This window comes from Serratia sp. CY32780 (genome assembly GCF_052169135.1).
Lineage (GTDB): Bacteria > Pseudomonadota > Gammaproteobacteria > Enterobacterales > Enterobacteriaceae > Serratia > Serratia sarumanii.
Window position 1 is genome coordinate 340,275 of the sequence record NZ_JBJNLI010000001.1, and the last position, 17,028, is coordinate 357,302.

At 60.0% G+C, this 17,028-nt stretch carries 14 protein-coding genes; 8 read left to right on the forward strand and 6 right to left on the reverse strand.

The window, feature by feature from the left end; genetic code table 11:
- Window positions 1–80: 80 nt before the first annotated feature.
- From glnS to ACJ8HH_RS01715, 4 genes are all read left to right on the forward strand, one after another.
- Window positions 81–1,745 carry a glutamine--tRNA ligase gene (gene glnS, locus ACJ8HH_RS01700; RefSeq protein WP_033655303.1) on the forward strand — a complete coding sequence of 555 codons (1,665 nt, stop codon included), beginning with the start codon at window positions 81–83 and terminating at the stop codon, window positions 1,743–1,745.
- A 578-nt stretch (window positions 1,746–2,323) separates the two neighbouring features.
- On the forward strand, window positions 2,324–3,727 hold the full coding sequence (gene chiP / locus ACJ8HH_RS01705; protein ID WP_033655304.1) for a chitoporin ChiP: 1,404 nt from the start codon (window positions 2,324–2,326) through the stop codon (window positions 3,725–3,727).
- 47 nt (window positions 3,728–3,774) lie between these two features.
- A complete protein-coding gene (gene chiQ, locus ACJ8HH_RS01710; RefSeq protein WP_004939944.1) occupies window positions 3,775–4,101 on the forward strand; it encodes a ChiQ/YbfN family lipoprotein in 327 nt (108 codons plus the stop codon).
- Between the two features lie 13 nt (window positions 4,102–4,114).
- A complete protein-coding gene (locus ACJ8HH_RS01715; RefSeq protein ID WP_041033874.1) occupies window positions 4,115–6,772 on the forward strand; it encodes a beta-N-acetylhexosaminidase in 2,658 nt (885 codons plus the stop codon).
- Between the two features lie 246 nt (window positions 6,773–7,018).
- On the opposite strand, the gene fur is transcribed toward ACJ8HH_RS01715, so the two are convergent.
- From fur to ybfF, 4 genes are all read right to left on the reverse strand, one after another.
- The gene (gene fur, locus ACJ8HH_RS01720; protein ID WP_019454058.1) at window positions 7,019–7,465 is read right to left on the reverse strand and encodes a ferric iron uptake transcriptional regulator; all 447 of its coding nucleotides are present in this window, start codon (window positions 7,463–7,465) and stop codon (window positions 7,019–7,021) included.
- Between the two features lie 329 nt (window positions 7,466–7,794).
- Complete coding sequence (fldA, locus tag ACJ8HH_RS01725; protein ID WP_025301862.1) at window positions 7,795–8,334, reverse strand: flavodoxin FldA; 540 nt, start codon at window positions 8,332–8,334, stop codon at window positions 7,795–7,797.
- A 264-nt stretch (window positions 8,335–8,598) separates the two neighbouring features.
- The gene (gene ybfE / locus ACJ8HH_RS01730; RefSeq protein ID WP_004939936.1) at window positions 8,599–8,886 is read right to left on the reverse strand and encodes a LexA regulated protein; all 288 of its coding nucleotides are present in this window, start codon (window positions 8,884–8,886) and stop codon (window positions 8,599–8,601) included.
- 256 nt (window positions 8,887–9,142) lie between these two features.
- The gene (gene ybfF, locus ACJ8HH_RS01735) at window positions 9,143–9,916 is read right to left on the reverse strand and encodes an esterase (protein ID WP_079656284.1); all 774 of its coding nucleotides are present in this window, start codon (window positions 9,914–9,916) and stop codon (window positions 9,143–9,145) included.
- Window positions 9,917–10,140: 224 nt separating this feature from the next.
- On the opposite strand from ybfF, the gene seqA reads away from it, so the two are divergent.
- From seqA to ACJ8HH_RS01755, 4 genes are all read left to right on the forward strand, one after another.
- A complete protein-coding gene (gene seqA, locus ACJ8HH_RS01740; RefSeq protein ID WP_033637454.1) occupies window positions 10,141–10,683 on the forward strand; it encodes a replication initiation negative regulator SeqA in 543 nt (180 codons plus the stop codon).
- A gap of 76 nt (window positions 10,684–10,759) precedes the next feature.
- The gene (gene pgm / locus ACJ8HH_RS01745; protein ID WP_060445677.1) at window positions 10,760–12,403 is read left to right on the forward strand and encodes a phosphoglucomutase (alpha-D-glucose-1,6-bisphosphate-dependent); all 1,644 of its coding nucleotides are present in this window, start codon (window positions 10,760–10,762) and stop codon (window positions 12,401–12,403) included.
- Between the two features lie 191 nt (window positions 12,404–12,594).
- Entirely contained in the window at window positions 12,595–13,236 is a 642-nt protein-coding gene (locus ACJ8HH_RS01750; RefSeq protein ID WP_060451853.1) for a PadR family transcriptional regulator, read from the forward strand.
- A complete protein-coding gene (locus tag ACJ8HH_RS01755; protein ID WP_033655173.1) occupies window positions 13,236–13,535 on the forward strand; it encodes a DUF3861 domain-containing protein in 300 nt (99 codons plus the stop codon). The genes ACJ8HH_RS01750 and ACJ8HH_RS01755 overlap by 1 nt, the downstream gene beginning before the upstream one ends.
- Before the next feature lie 27 nt (window positions 13,536–13,562).
- Here the strand turns inward: ACJ8HH_RS01755 and kdpE are convergent, their stop codons facing one another.
- Both kdpE and kdpD read right to left on the reverse strand, forming a co-directional pair.
- Complete coding sequence (kdpE, locus tag ACJ8HH_RS01760) at window positions 13,563–14,252, reverse strand: two-component system response regulator KdpE (RefSeq protein WP_033637458.1); 690 nt, start codon at window positions 14,250–14,252, stop codon at window positions 13,563–13,565.
- A gap of 16 nt (window positions 14,253–14,268) precedes the next feature.
- Window positions 14,269–16,965, reverse strand: coding sequence for a two-component system sensor histidine kinase KdpD (gene kdpD / locus ACJ8HH_RS01765; RefSeq protein ID WP_060451852.1), 2,697 nt, complete (start codon window positions 16,963–16,965; stop codon window positions 14,269–14,271).
- Window positions 16,966–17,028: the final 63 nt, after the last annotated feature.

A 17,028-nucleotide genomic window follows, 5' to 3' on the forward strand; every position in this document is an offset into this window, starting at 1 on the left:
GCAACAAACGGTTGTTTCCAGACGTGGCTTGTTGGATCATAGGCGGTTATGTGTAGCGCTTTGCATTGAGGAACAGTGAAATGAGTGAGGCTGAAGCCCGCCCAACCAATTTTATCCGTCAGATCGTCGATGAAGATCTGGCGTCGGGGAAACACACGTCGGTACATACCCGCTTCCCGCCGGAGCCTAACGGCTATCTGCATATCGGTCACGCCAAGTCCATCTGCCTGAACTTCGGCATCGCCAAGGACTATCAGGGCCAGTGCAACCTGCGTTTCGATGACACCAACCCGGTGAAAGAAGACATCGAGTTCGTGGAGTCAATCAAGCACGACGTGGAGTGGCTGGGCTTTGAGTGGAGCGGCAACGTTCGTTACTCCTCAGACTATTTCGATCAGCTGCACCAGTATGCGGTCGAGCTGATCACCAAGGGGCTGGCCTACGTCGATGAGCTGTCGCCGGAGCAGATCCGTGAATATCGCGGCACCCTGACCGCGCCGGGCAAAGACAGCCCGTACCGCGACCGCAGCGTGGAAGAGAACCTGGCGCTGTTCGAGAAGATGCGCAACGGCGAGTTCGCCGAAGGCGCCGCCTGCCTGCGCGCCAAGATCGATATGGCTTCGCCGTTTATCGTGATGCGCGATCCGGTGCTGTACCGCATCAAGTTCGCCGAACACCACCAGACCGGCAATAAATGGTGCATCTACCCGATGTACGATTTCACCCACTGCATTTCCGATGCGCTGGAAGGGATCACCCATTCGCTGTGTACCCTGGAATTCCAGGATAACCGCCGTCTGTATGACTGGGTGTTGGATAACATCACCATTCCTTGCCACCCGCGTCAGTACGAGTTTTCGCGTCTCAACCTCGAATACGCCATCATGTCGAAGCGCAAGCTGAACCAGTTGGTGACCGAGAAGATCGTCGAAGGCTGGGACGACCCGCGGATGCCAACCGTCTCCGGTCTGCGCCGCCGCGGTTATACCGCCGCCTCGATTCGCGAGTTCTGCCTGCGCATCGGCGTGACCAAGCAAGACAACAACGTCGAGATGGTGGCGCTGGAATCCTGCATCCGCGACGATCTGAACGAGAACGCCCCGCGCGCCATGGCGGTGCTGGATCCGGTGAAAATCGTCATCGAGAACATGGGCGATGCGGTGGAAATGGTCACCATGCCTAACCATCCGAACAAGCCGGAAATGGGCAGCCGCGATGTGCCGTTCAGCCGCGAGATCTATATCGATCGCGCCGACTTCCGCGAAGAAGCCAACAAGCAGTACAAGCGCTTGGTGCTGGGCAAAGAAGTGCGTCTGCGCAATGCGTACGTGATCAAGGCCGAGCGCGTCGAGAAGGACGAAGCGGGCGAGATCGTCACCATCTTCTGCAGCTACGATGCGGAAACGTTGAGCAAAGATCCTGCCGACGGCCGCAAGGTGAAGGGCGTGATCCATTGGGTGTCCGCGGCGCACGCGCTGCCGGCGGAAATTCGCCTGTACGATCGCCTGTTCAGCGTGCCTAACCCGGGCGCGGCGGAAGATTTCCTCTCCACCATCAACCCGGAATCGCTGGTGATCAAGCACGGCTTCGTCGAGCCGAGCCTGGCGGCCGCACAGCCGGAGAAAGCCTATCAGTTCGAGCGTGAAGGTTACTTCTGCGCCGACAGTCGCTATTCGTCGGCCGAGCATCTGGTGTTTAACCGCACCGTCGGCCTGCGCGACACCTGGGCGAAAATCGAGGGCTAATCTTATTCGCCTCGAAAATTAATGAATCAGCGCGGCTTAGGCCGCGCTTTTTTTTGCCTGTAATTTCACCTGCGATCTATTTCTCTCTGATTTTAACCGGAGCGCGTTTAATTAATCACGGCGCATTAACCCATAAGCTTTCTGATATTGGCCTTGTTAGTCTTAATATTTACTTATATATTCGTGATGCGAATTAATTTCATTTAGAGAGCGCTTTCAATTTTTATCGCCTGACTGACGGATTTAGTCGGGCTGAAACCATTAATCGTCTCTGGTTGACCTGGTATCTCAATTTATTCTGATTTAATTGAATTTTTTATTCGACACCTTCCATGATCACCGGCGTAACAAAATCTCACTGATATGTGCTCCTTGTCATACTTTGACAAATCTCCCGCATTTTTCATTTGATAATTCGCGTCGCGAAAAATAGTCTGTCTGTAGCAATTAGTGCTGTGGGAATAACATCTCGTCGGCAATATTTTTTACCCGTTCGGGTTTTTTATTGGCAGTCGTGCAGGGCAGTGGTGAACACAGGCGGCTGCAACTTTTAAGTTAAGTCAAAGAGGAATTTCAATATGGGTACGCACGGTGCTCAGCGTAAAACGCTGGCGCTCGCAGTCGCGGGCGCGCTGTTGGGAACAGGGTTTGCCATGGCGCCTGAGGCGAAAGCCGCAGGGTTTATCGATGATTCCACGCTGACCGGCGGCATCTATTACTGGCAACGTGAGCGCGACCGTAAAGATCTCAATCCGGACAGCAAGGATTACAACCAATACACCACCAACCTGTCGCACTCCACCGCCAACCTGAGCCTGGATTTCGCTTCGGGCTACGCCTGGGATATGTTCGGTCTGGACGTCGGTGCCTTCACCGCCATCGAGCTGGCGGAATCCAGCGCCAGCGGCCACCCGAACGAGATCGCGTTTTCCTCGAAAAACCGGACCTACGACGAAGACTATTCCGGTGACAAGGGCGGCATCAGCCTGTACAAAGCCGCCGCCAAATTCAAATACGGCCCGGTCTGGGCGCGCGCCGGCTATATTCAGCCGAGCGGCCAAACCCTGCTGGCGCCACACTGGAGCTTTATGCCGGGCACCTATCAGGGGGCCGAAGCCGGCGCCAAGTTCGACTACGGCGATGCCGGTGCGTTGAGCTTCTCCTACATGTGGGCCGACAAATACAAGGCGCCGTGGCATATCGAGGTGGACGACTTCCGCCAGAACGACAGGAAAACCCGCGTCTCCTACCTGCACTCGCTGGGCGCCAAATACGATTTCAAAAACGATCTGGTGCTGGAAGCCGCCTTCGGCCAGGCGCAGGGATACGTGAATCAATACTTCACCAAGGCGTCTTACAAATTCGATCTGCTGGGCAACCCGCTGACCACCAGTTACCAGTTCTACGGTGCGGAAGACCGCATCAGCGACAAGAACGATCCGAACAGCATCTACGACGGCCTGGCCTGGCTGCAGGCGCTGACCTTCGGTTACACCACCGGGCAGTTCAACTGGCGTCTGGAAGGCACCATGGTCAAGGCGGAAGGCAACCAGGGCTTCTTCCTGCAGCGCATGACCCCAACCTACGCCTCATCCAACGGCCGCCTGGACGTGTGGTGGGACAACCGCTCCGACTTTAACGCCAACGGCGAGAAAGCGGTGTACGCCGGCGTGATGTATGACCTCAGCAACTGGAACCTGCCGGGCATGGCGGTCGGCGGCTCCTACGTTTACGCCTGGGACGCCAAGCCGAGCACCAACCCGATCTACGATCAAAGCCAGCGCCTGAAAGAGAGCGCCTGGAGCCTGGACGCGATGTACACCATCCAGGAAGGGCGCGCCAAGGGCACGCTGATCAAGCTGCACTACACCCAGTATGACAACCACACCAACATCCCGAGCTGGGGCGGCGGTTACGGCAACATCTTCCAGGACGAGAAAGACGTCAAGTTCATGGTCATCGCGCCATTCACCATCTTCTGATGCGTTCCCCGGCCTCGCCGCCGGGGGCAAGTTAAGGGAATTCAACGATGAAAAAAATCATGCTGATGTTGGCGGCCGCCGCGGCCTTGAGCGCCTGCGCGCAACCCGCCGCGCCGCCGGAAGACGCCAAATTGAAGCAGGCTTACAGCGCCTGCATCAACACCGCCGAAGGTTCACCGGAGCGTCTGCAGCCCTGCAAGGCGGTGCTGAACGTGCTGAAGCAAGAGAAGCAGCACCAGCAGTTCGCCGCGCAGGAAACGGTGCGGGTGATGGATTATCAGAACTGCATTATGGCGGTTCACAGCGGCAACGGTCAGGCTTACGACGCCAAGTGCGGCAAGCTGTGGCAAGAAATTCGCGATAACAATAATTAAGAAGGACAAGAACATGAACGCATTCAAACTGAGCGCATTAGCCGCTTTGACGGCAACGATGGGATTCCTGGGCGGCATGGGAAACGCCATGGCTGATCAACAGCTGGTGGATCAACTGAGTCAGCTGAAGCTGAACGTGAAAATGCTGGATAACCGCGCCGGCGAAAACGGCGTGGATTGCGCGGCGCTGGGCGCCGACTGGGCCTCTTGCAACCGGGTGTTGTTCACCCTCAGCAACGACGGCCAGGCGATCGACGGCAAAGACTGGGTCATCTATTTCCACAGCCCGCGCCAGACTCTGCGGGTGGACAACGACCAGTTCAAGATCGCTCACCTCACCGGCGATCTGTACAAGCTGGAGCCGACCGCCAAATTCAGCGGTTTCCCGGCCGGTAAGGCGGTGGAAATTCCAGTGGTGGCCGAATATTGGCAGCTGTTCAGAAACGACTTCCTGCCGCGCTGGTATGCCACGTCCGGCGACGCCAAGCCGAAAATGCTGGCGAATACCGATACCGAAAATCTGGATCAGTTCGTGGCGCCGTTCACCGGCGACCAGTGGAAGCGCACCAAGGACGACAAAAACATTCTGATGACGCCGGCTTCGCGCTTTGTCAGCAATGCCGATCTGCAGACGCTGCCTGCCGGCGCGCTGCGCGGCCAGATCGTGCCGACGCCGATGCAGGTGAAAGTACACGCGCAGGACGCCGATCTGCGTAACGGCGTGGCACCGGATCTGAGCACGCTGGTCAAGCCGGCGGCGGACGCCGTCAACCAGCGCTTTGCGCTGCTGGGCGTGCCGGTTCAGGCCAACGGCTATCCGATCAAGACCGACATTCAGCCGGGCAAGTTTAAAGGCGCGATGGCGGTGTCAGGCGCCTATGAGTTGAAAATCGGCAAGAAAGAGGCGCGAGTGATCGGTTTCGATCAGGCCGGGGTGTTCTACGGGCTGCAGTCGATCCTGTCGTTAGTGCCGAGCGACGGCAGCGGCAAGATCGCCACGCTGGACGCCAGCGATGCGCCGCGCTTCGAGTATCGCGGCATTTTCCTCGACGTGGCGCGCAACTTCCATAAGAAGGACGCGGTACTGCGCCTGCTGGATCAGATGGCGGCCTACAAGCTCAACAAATTCCACTTCCACCTGAGCGATGACGAAGGCTGGCGCATCGAGATCCCCGGTTTGCCTGAGCTGACGGAAGTCGGCGGCCAGCGCTGCCACGATCTGAGCGAAACCACCTGCCTGCTGCCGCAGTACGGCCAGGGGCCGGACGTCTACGGGGGCTTCTTCAGCCGTCAGGACTATATCGACATCATCAAATACGCCCAGGCGCGCCAGATTGAAGTGATCCCGGAGATCGACATGCCGGCGCACGCCCGCGCCGCGGTGGTCTCGATGGAAGCGCGCTATAAAAAGCTGCATGCCGCCGGGAAAGAGCAGGAGGCCAACGAATTCCGCCTGGTGGATCCGACCGATACCTCCAACACCACCTCCGTGCAGTTCTTTAACCGCCAGAGCTACCTGAACCCGTGCCTGGACTCTTCCCAGCGCTTTGTCGACAAGGTGATCGGCGAAATCGCCCAGATGCATAAAGAAGCCGGCCAGCCGATCAAGACCTGGCACTTCGGCGGCGACGAAGCGAAAAACATTCGCCTGGGCGCCGGCTATACCGACAAGGCGAAACCGGAGCCGGGCAAAGGCATCATCGATCAGAGCAACGAAGACAAGCCGTGGGCCAAGTCGCAGGTGTGCCAGACGATGATCAAAGAAGGCAAGGTGGCCGACATGGAGCACCTGCCGAGCTACTTCGGCCAAGAGGTCAGCAAGCTGGTGAAGGCGCACGGCATCGACAGAATGCAGGCCTGGCAGGACGGCCTGAAAGACGCCGAGAGCGCGAAGGCGTTCGCCACCTCGCGCGTGGGCGTCAACTTCTGGGATACCCTGTACTGGGGCGGTTTCGATAGCGTCAACGACTGGGCCAACAAAGGGTATGAAGTGGTGGTTTCCAACCCGGACTATGTCTATATGGACTTCCCTTACGAGGTGAACCCGGACGAGCGCGGTTACTACTGGGGCACCCGCTTCAGCGACGAGCGCAAGGTGTTCAGCTTTGCGCCGGACAACATGCCGCAGAACGCGGAAACCTCGGTCGACCGCGACGGCAACCCCTTCAGCGCCAAGAGCGACAAGCCGTGGCCGGGTGCCTACGGGCTGTCCGCTCAGCTGTGGAGCGAAACCCAGCGCACCGATCCGCAGATGGAATACATGATCTTCCCACGCGCGCTGTCGGTGGCGGAACGCGCCTGGCACCGCGCCGGTTGGGAGCAGGACTATCGCGCCGGCCGCGAATACAAAGGCGGGGAAACCCACTTTGTCGATACCAAGGCGCTGGAGAAAGACTGGCTGCGCTTCGCCAATATTCTGGGCCAGCGTGAACTGGCCAAGCTGGACAAAGGCGGCGTCGCTTACCGTCTGCCGGTGCCGGGCGCGCGCGTAGCGGGCGGCAAGCTGGAGGCGAATATCGCGCTGCCGGGATTGGGCATCGAGTATTCCACCGACGGCGGCAAGCAGTGGCAGCGCTATGACGCCAAGGCCAAACCGGCGGTTTCCGGTGACGTTCAGGTGCGTTCGGTCAGCCCGGACGGTAAACGCTACAGCCGCGCCGAGAAGGTTTAAGCCCGGTGCAACGGCCTGCTGCCCGGCGGCAGGCCGTATAACGAAGGGGGAATGCGTCTGCCTTCGCGCGTGTCGGCGCGGGGCGGACGTTGAAGTGAGAGTAGTACGTGGAGTCGCAGTGCCGCTGCAATTGTGATATTTCATGACATGATTTTCCCCGGCTTGTCCGGGGATTTTTTTGCCCGTTGCACGGCGGGCATAAAAAAACCGCCTCGGTGTGAGGCGGTTTTTCATAGCCGGTCAGGCTTATTTCTTGTCGTGCAGCGTTTCGTCTTCACGACAGTCACCGGTTTCGCAGTGGCCGTACAGGTACAGGCTGTGGTTGGTGAGCTTGATGCCGTGCTGCTTGGCGATATCACGCTGGCGAACTTCGATGGATTCGTCGCTGAATTCAATCACTTTGCCGCAGTCCAGGCAAATCAGGTGATCGTGGTGATGCTGTTGGGTCAGCTCGAACACGGACTTGCCGCCTTCGAAATTGTGACGTGTCACAATGCCCGCATCGTCAAACTGGTTCAGTACGCGATAAACCGTTGCCAGCCCGATCTCTTCGCCCATATCAATCAGTTTTTTGTACAAATCTTCCGCACTGACGTGATGGCATTCCGGATTTTGCAGTACTTCCAGGATTTTGAGTCGCGGAAGCGTGACTTTTAAGCCGGCCTTCTTCAGTGCGATGTTGTTGTCGGTCATGCGAATTCAGTCCTGTTACTATGCTAATCAAGTTGAGGCGTACTCGCCTGTGGCATCGGTCGGCACAAAGAGTTAATGCGTCTCATTATAGAACCGGTTGTACTAAATAGAAACCGCCGGTTGTTAACAAAGATATAATTGCACTATTGCATGTTTTGCATGCAACGCCTTGATGGATGGGATAAACCGATATCTCAGTCTACCGTGACGGGGTGGGAAGTTACAAATCTGTAGCTTCTATCGCAGCAATCCCTGCTGCCGATGACGGCCCTGTGGGCACACTATGCACTTTACAGGGCCTTTGTTCAACCTTTCGCCAGTGCCGGGGCTTAGCCGACGATATCGGCCAGGCTCAGCTCTTCGACGATCTGTTTGACCCAGGCGTCCACGCGCTCGTTGGTCAGCTCCGGCTGGCGGTCTTCGTCGATCGCCAAACCGATGAAGTGATCGTCGTCCGCCAGGCCTTTGGAGGCCTCGAAGTGGTAGCCTTTGGTCGGCCAGTGGCCCACGATGGCCGCGCCGCGCGGTTCAATGATGTCGCGGATGGTGCCCATCGCGTCACAGAAATATTCTGCGTAGTCTTCCTGGTCGCCGCAGCCGAACAGCGCCACCAGTTTGCCGTTGAAGTCGACTTCTTCCAGCGTCGGGAAGAAATCATCCCAGTCACACTGTGCTTCACCGTAGTACCAGGTCGGGATACCCAGCAGCAGGATATCGAACCCTTCCAGGTCTTCTTTGCTGCTTTTAGCGATGTCATGCACTTCAGAGACGTCGTCGCCAAACTGTTTCTGGAGAATTTTCTGGATCATTTTGGCAATGTTTTCGGTATTGCCAGTGTCGCTGCCAAAGAAAATGCCTACAGTAGCCATATCGCGTATAACCTTTAAATTCAAGTAATTGCATTACTCGACGCCGGCACTGCCGCCGCTGACGCCGATTAAAATGATGCCATGGCAAGAGCCTTTCGCCTCCGGGGCGGGCGCCGACAGGCGCAGTCTCTAGCCGGTAAATGCGTATCATGCCAGAAAGTGGCGCCGGGGTTTTATCGCATTTATGCGATGCCGGAGAATGAAGAAAAGCGTGGTCGATCCGGCGTTGTCCTTAACGCCGCGCCGCGCGTGCGGCCGAAGAGATCAATGTTCCGGCTGTTCTTCCGCCAGTTGCGCCAACAGCATCTGCTCGATGAGTTCGCTGCGGCTGATGTTGCGCTGTTCCGCCAGTTTGTTCAGGGCGTCCACCGCATCCGCGTTGATTTTCAGCTCTACGCGCCGCAATCCACGCACTTTATCGCGCCGTAACTGATTGCGCTTATTGATTCTAAGCTGTTCATCGCGGGAGAGCGGGTTGGTTTTCGGGCGCCCCGGACGGCGTTCATCTGCGAACAGATCCAGCGTCGTGCGATCCGTTTGTTCTTTTGCCATAGGTAGCGGTACTGCAAGGGAGTTTGCATCAAAAAGCGCTCACACGCTTCCGGAGGCATCGGTTAACACACTTCGGGCCAATAAACCCTAACCCAAATTCACCCCCGAACCGGCGTTCGTGAACGCGCTGGCGCGGCGGCAAAATTATAGCGCGCCATATTACCCCAGCAGATGGAGCGGCGACAATGCCTAACTGCGGGCTAAACGCGCTAAGCCGTTATCTTTAGCGCGTTTTTTCGCCAGGAAAGCGTGTTTTTCAGGCTTCGTCGAGGAAACGGTGGATGGCGCGCAGCACCGCTTCCGGTTTTTCGGCGTGGACCCAATGGCCGGTGCCGGCGACGACGTGCGCGCGGGCCTGCGGGAACTGGCGGGCGATGTCCGCACGGTAACTGTCCTGCACGTACGGCGACAGGCCGCCGCGAATGAACAGGGTCGGGTGCGGCCAGGCCGGGACTTCCTGCCAGCCGGTGATGTCTTCGTAGCGTGCGATCAGCACCGGCAGGTTGAAGCGCCATTCGCCGTTGTGGAAGGACTTCAGCAGGAACTGGATCACGCCTTCTTCCTGCAGGTAGTCGCGCATCAGCTCGGCGGCCGCCTGGCGCTGGGTGATGCCGGCGGCGCTGACGGCCTTCAGCGCGGCGAAGATCTCGTCGTGACGGCGGGTCTGGTAATCCACCGGCGCGACGTCGATAACGATCAGCTTGGCGACACGCTCGGGCGCGATGGCGGTCAGCGCCATCGCCGCTTTGCCGCCCATCGAATGGCCGATGACGATCGCTTTCTCCAGCTGCAGTTCGTCGAGCAGCGCCAGCAGATCCTGTGCCATGGCGGGATAGTTCATGTCGTCGGCGCGCGGGGAGAGGCCGTGATTGCGCAGATCGACCTTGATCACCGTGTGCTGTTTATGCAGATCGCGCGCCAGCACGCCCAGGTTGTCCAGATTGCCGAACAGCCCGTGGATCAGCAGCACCGGCAGCGCGTCTGACTCGGCGGCCAGCAGTTGATAATGTAATTTCATGGCGAAGTTCATACTGAGAGAGATTCAGATTAGGGTATCATGATTGAATCGCACGATGAATCATGCGGAATTTTCGCGGCGCGGGCTTGGCAGTGCCGGCTATAGGTATTAGTCTGCATTTGCCGTCCGGAGGCACATTGTTGTGTTCGCCCCAGCGCTTTTAACCTTATAATCCCATGGCTTGAATGCAGGATCTGGCTTCAGGTTCTAAGTAGAAAAAACAGTATTGGATAAAGATGAAAACTATTGAAGTCGACGAAGAGCTTTACCGTTATATTGCCAGCCACACGCAACACATCGGTGAAAGCGCGTCCGATATTTTACGCCGCATGTTGAAATTCACCGCCGGGCAGCCGGTGCGCGCGTTGCCTGCCGCCAGTGCCCCGCAGTCCGTCGAGCTGGAAAAAGCGGCGCCGGCGCAGCGTCCGCGCGATCGCGTGCGCGCCATGCGTGAGCTGCTGTTATCGGATGAATACGCCGAGCAGAACAAAGCGGTCAACCGTTTCATGCTGGTGCTGTCCACGCTGTACACCCTCGATGCCGCCGGTTTCGCCGCCGCCACAGAGGCGTTGACCGGCCGTACCCGCACCTATTTCGCCGGCGATCAGCAGACCCTGCTGGCCAACGGCACGCATACCAAGCCGAAGCATGTACCGGGCACCCCTTACTGGGTGATCACCAATACCAATACCGGCCGCAAACGCAGCATGATCGAACACATCATGCAGGCGATGCAGTTCCCGGCGGAACTGATCGAGAAAGTTTGCGGTACCGTCTAATTTAGCGAACAGCCCGTCATGCTGGCCGTGCGCGACGTATTGCCCGGTCACCGACAGGGATGAGGGAGATATGTCGATGGCGAATAATCCACGTGCCGGGCAGCCCGCCCGCCAAAGCGATCTGATCAACGTAGCCCAGCTGACGTCGCAGTACTATGTGCTGCAACCTGAAGCCGGCAATGCCGCACACGCGGTGAAGTTTGGCACCTCCGGCCACCGCGGCAGCGCGCAGCGCCACAGCTTCAACGAAGCGCACATCCTCGCCATCGCTCAGGCGATCGCCGAAGTTCGTCATCAGCAGGGCACCACCGGCCCGTGCTACGTGGGCAAAGATACCCATGCGCTGTCTGAGCCGGCCTTCATTTCCGTGCTGGAAGTGCTGACCGCCAACGGCGTCGATGTGATCGTGCAGGAAAATAACGGTTTCACGCCAACGCCGGCGGTATCGCACGCCATTCTGTGCCACAACCGCCGCGGCGGCGCGCAGGCCGACGGCATCGTCATTACGCCGTCCCACAACCCGCCGGAAGACGGCGGCATCAAATACAATCCGCCGAACGGCGGCCCGGCTGACACCAACCTGACGTCGGTGATCGAGAAGCGCGCCAACGAACTGCTGGCGCAGCAGCTGAAAGGCGTTCAGCGCCAGTCGCTGGACAAGGCCTGGAACAGTGGCCACCTGCACGCCAAAGACCTGGTGCAGCCTTATGTTGAAGGCCTGGTTGAGGTGGTCGACATGCCGGCCATTCAACGCGCCGGCCTGAAGCTGGGCGTGGATCCGCTCGGCGGCTCCGGCATCGCCTATTGGCAGCGCGTGGCGGAACACTACAAGCTGGATCTGACGCTGGTGAACGATTCCATCGATCAGACCTTCCGCTTTATGCACCTGGATCACGACGGCATCATCCGCATGGACTGCTCGTCCGAGTCGGCGATGGCCGGCCTGCTGGCGCTGCGCGACAAATTCGATCTGGCGTTCGCCAACGATCCGGATTACGACCGCCACGGCATTGTCACGCCGAAAGGCCTGATGAACCCGAACCACTATCTGGCGGTAGCCATCAACTACCTGTTCCAACATCGCCCGCAGTGGGGCGCCGATGTCGCAGTCGGTAAAACGCTGGTGTCCAGCGCGATGATCGACCGCGTGGTGGCCGACCTGGGCCGCAAGCTGGCGGAAGTGCCGGTCGGTTTCAAATGGTTTGTGGACGGCCTGTTCGACGGCAGCCTGGGCTTCGGCGGCGAAGAGAGCGCCGGGGCTTCGTTCCTGCGCTTCAACGGCCAGCCGTGGTCGACGGACAAAGACGGCATCATCATGTGCCTGCTGGCGGCTGAAATCACCGCGGTAACCGGTGAGAACCCGCAGCATCACTATGACGATCTGGCCAAGCGTTTCGGTGCGCCGAGCTATAACCGCATCCAGGCGCCGGCAACCCATGCGCAGAAAGCGGCGTTGTCCAAGCTGTCGCCGGAGATGGTCAAGGCCAGTACGCTGGGCGGGGATCCGATCACCGCACGTTTGACCGCGGCGCCGGGTAACGGCGCCTCGATCGGCGGGCTGAAAGTGATGACCGACAACGGCTGGTTCGCGGCCCGTCCTTCCGGTACCGAAGAGGCTTACAAGATCTATTGCGAGAGCTTCCTCGGCGCGGAACACCGCGAGAAGATTGAGCATGAAGCGGTCGAAATCGTCAGCGAAGTGCTGGCTTCCGCCAAGTAATCACTTTCCCTGATTGATAAAAAGCGCTGTTTTTACAGCGCTTTTTTTATGCCTGAAATTTAGATATATCTTTTTATCGGTGCGCGCTTGCGCATTTAGATATATCGATCTAGATTAGCGTTATCGACGCTGTTTAGATATATCTAAACAACCTCGTATTGATGTTCACTGTTAAAGCGAGGTACCACCCTATGTTTCATCGATTAGGTTTACACCGGCATCACCATCACCATCATAAATGTGAAGAGGGCCGCCGTCATCGCGGCGGGCGCCATCATTTCGGCGGCGACGGCGAAGAGCACGGCCGGGGTGGGCGCGGCGGCCGGGGCGGGCGTCATCGTCTGTTCGAACACGGCGATCTGCGCCTGGTGTTGCTGGCGCTGGTGGCGCGCAAGCCCAGCCACGGCTATGAGCTGATCAAGGCGATCGAGGAAGCCTCTTCCGGCCTGTACGTGCCGAGCCCGGGGGTGATTTACCCCACGCTGACGCTGCTGGAAGAGCAGGATTTCCTTGAGCCGCTCACCACCGGCAACGGCCGCAAAAGCTACCGCATCACCGCGGCGGGCGAGGGCGAGCTGCAAAAGCATCAACAGGCGGTTGACGTCATTCTAGCGCGCCTGGCGGGCGCCGGCCGCGAGCATCATCGGCACGGCAACCTGGCGGAAGGCATCTACGACGCCATGAACCGCCTGCGCAGCCTGCTGCGCGGCAACGTGATGCGCGCCGATCTTACGCCGCAGCAGGTGGAGCGCATCAACGCCGCGTTGCTGACCGCCGTGGCGGCGATCGAAAGCGAAATGCATATTCAACCCACGCAGCAGGAGAAGAACTGATGCCCGGCCACCGTTTTACTATTACCGTTGAAGCCCTGAGCGATCGCCAGGGCAATCCCGTCGAGAAAGCGCCGCTGAGTTTTGAAGTGACCAACCATGACGATATTCTCGAGATCGTCGAGCGCATCCGGGCGCGTGACGATCTGAACTTCGGCCCCGAGCAGAGCGCGGCCTTCGCCGTGGGGTTGAAGCTGTTCTCCGAAGTGATGATCGAAAACCGTAAACACCCGGTGTTCGCTCCGCTGCGCGATGCGTTTAAGGAATTTATGGTCGGATTGAAGAAAGGCCCGGCGGCGTAAAGGCGCGGCACACCGCGCCCGCCGGGGTTAAGGCATGAAGCGGTAGCCGACGCCGGTTTCGGTCAGCAGGTGTTTGGGCCGGGCCGGATCGGCTTCGAGCTTCTGCCGCAGGTGGCCCATGTAGATGCGCAGATAGTGGCTGTGCTCCACGTAGTTCGGCCCCCAGACGTGGCTCAACAGTTGGCGTTGGGTGATCACTTTGCCGGCGTTGGCCAGCAGCTCCGCCAACAGGCGAAACTCGATCGGCGTCAGATGCAGATCTTCGTCGTTGCGCAGCACCCGGCGATTCACCAGATCGACGGTGATCGCTGAAAAACTCACCAGCGGGCTTTCCTGCTGGCTGGCGGAGTGGCGGCGCAGCGCGACCCGCACCCGCGCCAGCAGCTCGCCGATGCCGAACGGCTTGCTGAGGTAGTCGTCGGCGCCGGCGTCCAGTGCGGCGATCTTGTCCTCCTCGGCGTTGCGTGCCGACAGCACGATCACCGGAATGGCGCTCCACTGCCGCAGATCGCGGATGTAACTCAGCCCGTCGCCATCCGGCAACCCCAAATCAAGGATGATCAGATCCGGTTTGCGCGTGCCGGCTTCAATCAGCCCGCGCTGCAGCGTTTCACTTTCAAACACCCGCAGGCCTTCGCTCTCCAGCGCGGTGCGCACGAAGCGGCGGATCTCTTTTTCATCTTCAACAATCAGAATGTTGGTTGGCGTTATGCTCACGTTTCCCCTGCGTTGATTACAGATCGAAGGCGTCACCGTCGATCTCGGGCGGTTTTTCCAGCGGCAGCACGAAGCGGAAGCTGGCGCCGCCGTTGGCGCCGTTTTCCGCCCAGATGCGGCCATTATGCACTTCAATAATGGCACGGCAAATCGCTAACCCCAAGCCGACGCCGGGGATCGCCGACTCTTTATTGCCGCGTGAAAACTTGTCGAAAATCAGCTGCAGCTGATCGGCGGGGATGCCGGGGCCGTTATCCCAGACCTCGACTTCCAGCCACTCGGGCAGCGTGCGCGCGCGAATGCCGATGGTGGCCTCGGCGCCGGCGTATTTATTGGCGTTTTCCAACAGGTTGGTGAACACCCGTTCCAGCAGGCTGCCGTCGCAGTTGACCAGGATCTGTTCCGGCGGCAGCTCGACCACGATCGGATGCTGGCTGAGCAGCGGCTCCAGCATGTGCAGCGAGGCGCCGACGATCTCTTCCAGCGACTGCCACTCTTTGCGCAGGCTGAAACCGCCGGACTGGATGCGCGCCATATCCAGCAGGTTGTTCACCAGCCGGGTGGTGCTCAGCACCTGCTGGCGGATCTGGCTGGCCTGGGTGGCGTGATTGGAGCCTTCGGCCGCCAGGTCCAGCGTGAGGATTTCCGCCTGGCCGAACAGCACGGTCAGCGGCGTGCGCAGATCGTGCGACAGCGCCGCCAGCAGCGAGTTGCGCAGCTGTTCGCGCTCGGCGTCCAGCTTGGCTTCTTCGGCGCTGCGCGCCAGGTGCAGCCGCTCCAGTGCGCTGGCGATCAGCACCGCGAAGGTCTGCAGCAGCCGCTGCTGTTCCGGCACCATCAGCTGGCGCAGGTTGTTGGGCTCGATCGCCAGCAGGCCGAAGGTCTGCTTGGGGGTATTGAGCGGCAGCAGCTGGTAAGGCACGCCGGGCAGGGTGTCGGTGCCGGCACCTGCCGGCAGGCCTTTGTCGAAGCTCCAGCGCGCGATGGCTTCATCAACCGACAGCAGCCCGCCTTCCTCGCCGACCATCTGTTGCAGGCGGCCGTCTTCCTGCGGCAGCAGCAGCACGGTTTTCGCCTGGAAACTGCTGGAGAGGAAATGACGGCTGGTGTTGGCGATGTCGGCCACGGTCAGCGCGCGGCTCAGCCCGCGCGACATTTCGTACAGGTGACGCGCCCGCTGCTCGCGGTAGCGCGCCACCCGGGCCTGATAACGCACCCCGGCGGTCAGGTTGCCGATGATGATGCCGACGGCGAGCATTACGCCGAAGGTCAGCAGATACTGCATATCGCTGACGGCGAACGACCATTCGGGCTGGACGAAGAACAGATCGAAGCTGGCGACGTTGATCACCGCCGCCAGCACCGACGGCCAGCGGCCGAAGAACAGCGCGACGATCGCCACGCCGAGCAGATAGATCATCACCAGGTTGGCCTGATCGAAGCCCGGCAGCAGCCACTGCGAGAGCAGGGTGATCAGCGCGCACAGCGCCACCGCCACCGCGCAGCCGCGCAGTTGCATGCGCCATTTCTCATTGAAGCTGCGGCCGTCGTGCTCCTTGCCCGGCGGCGGCAGCGCGGCGTCGTTCTCCAGCGCCACGATCACCAGATCGAGATCCGGGCCCAGCCGGCCGAGGCGATCGGCGAAGCTGCCGCGCAGCTTCCAGCGCTGTTCGCTGCGGCGGCCGATGATGATTTTGCCGAGGTTATGCTCGCGGGCGTAGCGCAGCACCGCGCGCTCTTCGGACGGATCGGCCAGGGTGGCGGTTTCTGCCCCCAGCTCCTGCGCCAGCCGCAGCGCGCGCAGAATGGCGCGGCGCTGGTTTTCCGGCAGCCGGTGCAGCTTGGGGGTTTCCACATAGACCGCATGCCAGTGGCAGCCGAGCCGCGCCGCCAGCCGGGCGGCGATGCGCACCAGCTTTTCGTTGCCGCTGTTGTGGCCGACGCACAGCAGAATGCTGTCGCGGGTGTGCCACACTTTCTCGCGCCCCTGGGTATCGCGAAACTCGCGCATCTGATCATCGACCCGATCGGCGGTGCGGCGCAGCGCCAGCTCGCGCAGGGCGATCAGGTTGCCTTTGCGAAAGAAGTGCTCGATGGCGCGCTCGGCCTGACCGGGAATATACACTTTGCCTTCGTGCAGCCGCCGGCGCAGATCGTCCGGCGGCAGATCGACCAGCACCACTTCGGCGGCTTCGTCAAACACGTGGTCGGGCACCGTTTCGCGCACCCGCACGCCGGTCACGCCGCCCACGACGTCGTTCAGGCTTTCCAGATGTTGCACGTTGACGGTAGTCAGCACGTCGATGCCGGCGTCCAGCAGCTCTTCCACATCCTGCCAGCGTTTGGGGTGGCGCGAACCCTGGGCGTTGCTGTGCGCCAGTTCGTCCATCAGCACCAGCGCCGGGTGGCGCGCCAGCGCGGCGTCGAGATCGAATTCATGCACCAGCCGGCCGCGATGCTGGATGCGTTTTTGCGGCAGCAGCGACAGGCCGTCGAGCAGGGCGGCGGTCTCGCTGCGGCCGTGGGTTTCCACCACGCCGACCAGCACGTCCAGCCCCTGAGCGCGCAAACGCTGGGCCTCCTGCAGCATGGCGTAGGTTTTGCCCACGCCGGCGCAGGCGCCGAAGAATACCTTCAACCGGCCGCGCGGTTTTTCATTGGCCAGCGCCAGCAGGCTATCGGGATCGGGGCGCTGCTGCTCTTCTTCGACCATGACAATTCCTTGTGTTACCAAGCAAAAAGGGGTTCGGCATGCCGAACCCTATCACTATGCTGA

Excerpts from the sequence above, each read along its gene's own strand:
- ybfF (WP_079656284.1), bottom strand. The coding sequence starts at position 9,916 with ATGAACTTCGCCATGAAATTACATTATCAACTGCTGGCCGCCGAGTCA.
- seqA (WP_033637454.1), top strand. The coding sequence starts at position 10,141 with ATGAAAACTATTGAAGTCGACGAAGAGCTTTACCGTTATATTGCCAGC.
- chiP (WP_033655304.1), top strand. The coding sequence starts at position 2,324 with ATGGGTACGCACGGTGCTCAGCGTAAAACGCTGGCGCTCGCAGTCGCG.
- fldA (WP_025301862.1), bottom strand. The coding sequence starts at position 8,334 with ATGGCTACTGTAGGCATTTTCTTTGGCAGCGACACTGGCAATACCGAA.
- ACJ8HH_RS01750 (WP_060451853.1), top strand. The coding sequence starts at position 12,595 with ATGTTTCATCGATTAGGTTTACACCGGCATCACCATCACCATCATAAA.
- ybfE (WP_004939936.1), bottom strand. The coding sequence starts at position 8,886 with ATGGCAAAAGAACAAACGGATCGCACGACGCTGGATCTGTTCGCAGAT.
- ACJ8HH_RS01715 (WP_041033874.1), top strand. The coding sequence starts at position 4,115 with ATGAACGCATTCAAACTGAGCGCATTAGCCGCTTTGACGGCAACGATG.
- ACJ8HH_RS01755 (WP_033655173.1), top strand. The coding sequence starts at position 13,236 with ATGCCCGGCCACCGTTTTACTATTACCGTTGAAGCCCTGAGCGATCGC.
- pgm (WP_060445677.1), top strand. The coding sequence starts at position 10,760 with ATGGCGAATAATCCACGTGCCGGGCAGCCCGCCCGCCAAAGCGATCTG.
- glnS (WP_033655303.1), top strand. The coding sequence starts at position 81 with ATGAGTGAGGCTGAAGCCCGCCCAACCAATTTTATCCGTCAGATCGTC.
- fur (WP_019454058.1), bottom strand. The coding sequence starts at position 7,465 with ATGACCGACAACAACATCGCACTGAAGAAGGCCGGCTTAAAAGTCACG.
- kdpD (WP_060451852.1), bottom strand. The coding sequence starts at position 16,965 with ATGGTCGAAGAAGAGCAGCAGCGCCCCGATCCCGATAGCCTGCTGGCG.
- chiQ (WP_004939944.1), top strand. The coding sequence starts at position 3,775 with ATGAAAAAAATCATGCTGATGTTGGCGGCCGCCGCGGCCTTGAGCGCC.